This window comes from Wolbachia endosymbiont of Drosophila nikananu (assembly GCF_028981865.1).
GTDB lineage: Bacteria > Pseudomonadota > Alphaproteobacteria > Rickettsiales > Anaplasmataceae > Wolbachia > Wolbachia pipientis_B.
Map to the genome: position 1 here is coordinate 1 of NZ_JAPQLL010000082.1, position 1,847 is coordinate 1,847.

General features: G+C 52.0%; 1 rRNA gene. It reads right to left on the minus strand.

Features of this window, described 5'->3' with window-relative positions:
* Positions 1 to 91: 91 nt before the first annotated feature.
* Positions 92 to 1,633 (minus strand): 16S ribosomal RNA (locus OZD67_RS06120).
* Positions 1,634 to 1,847: the final 214 nt, after the last annotated feature.

Here is a 1,847-nt window from a genome sequence, read left to right on the forward strand (position 1 = left end):
ATAACTCATGACATCAACAGGTAGCGCTTTGCTCGTTACTTTTTCATCAGACAATCTGTGTGAGCACGCCACTCGAACTAATATCTTTAGGTAAGGAGGTGATCCAACCGCAGGTTCCCCTACGGTTACCTTGTTACGACTTCACCCCAGTCATGAATCACAAAGTGGTAAGCGCCCTCCCGAAGGTTAAGCTACCTACTTCTTTTGCAACCCACTCCCATGGTGTGACGGGCGGTGTGTACAAGGCCCGGGAACGTATTCACCGTAGCATTCTGATCTACGATTACTAGCGATTCCGACTTCATGGAGTCGAGTTGCAGACTCCAATCCGGACTACGACATACTTTATGAGGTCCGCTTGCTCTCGCGAGGTCGCTTCTCTTTGTATATGCCATTGTAGCACGTGTGTAGCCCTACTCGTAAGGGCCATGATGACTTGACGTCATCCCCACCTTCCTCCAGTTTATCACTGGCAGTCTCCTTTGAGTTCCCGGCCGAACCGCTGGCAACAAAGGATAAGGGTTGCGCTCGTTGCGGGACTTAACCCAACATTTCACAACACGAGCTGACGACAGCCATGCAGCACCTGTCTCAGAGTTCCCGAAGGCACCAATCCATCTCTGGAAAGTTCTCTGGATGTCAAGAGTAGGTAAGGTTCTTCGCGTTGCATCGAATTAAACCACATGCTCCACCGCTTGTGCGGGCCCCCGTCAATTCATTTGAGTTTTAACCTTGCGGCCGTACTCCCCAGGCGGTCGATTTAACGCGTTAGCTCCGGAAGCCACGCCTCAAGGGCACAACCTCCAAATCGACATCGTTTACAGCGTGGACTACCAGGGTATCTAATCCTGTTTGCTCCCCACGCTTTCGCACCTGAGCGTCAGTCTTCGTCCAGGGGGCCGCCTTCGCCACCGGTATTCCTCCAGATCTCTACGCATTTCACCGCTACACCTGGAATTCTACCCCCCTCTACGAGACTCTAGCTTGCCAGTTTCAAATGCAGTTCCCAGGTTGAGCCCGGGGATTTCACATCTGACTTAACAAACCGCCTGCGTGCGCTTTACGCCCAGTAATTCCGATTAACGCTTGCACCCTCCGTATTACCGCGGCTGCTGGCACGGAGTTAGCCGGTGCTTCTTCTGCGAGTAACGTCAATTGATGAACGTATTAAGTTCACCACCTTCCTCCTCGCTGAAAGTGCTTTACAACCCGAAGGCCTTCTTCACACACGCGGCATGGCTGCATCAGGCTTGCGCCCATTGTGCAATATTCCCCACTGCTGCCTCCCGTAGGAGTCTGGACCGTGTCTCAGTTCCAGTGTGGCTGGTCATCCTCTCAGACCAGCTAGGGATCGTCGCCTAGGTGAGCCATTACCCCACCTACTAGCTAATCCCATCTGGGCACATCTGATGGCAAGAGGCCCGAAGGTCCCCCTCTTTGGTCTTGCGACGTTATGCGGTATTAGCTACCGTTTCCAGTAGTTATCCCCCTCCATCAGGCAGTTTCCCAGACATTACTCACCCGTCCGCCGCTCGTCACCCAGGGAGCAAGCTCCCCTGTGCTACCGCTCGACTTGCATGTGTTAAGCCTGCCGCCAGCGTTCAATCTGAGCCATGATCAAACTCTTCAATTAAAAGCTTGATTTGCTTCCACTCGAGAAGCGATGCTCAAAGATTTACTGCATGAATTTTACTTCAGTTAGTCACTCTTCAAGACTTGATATTTTTTTGCATCCGAAGATGCTGGATATCGTCTTGTGGAGTGCCCACACAGATTGTCTGATAAATTGTTAAAGAGCAGTGCCGAGAAACTCATCGGCGCGGGCTGCGTATATTACGCTTTTCGCC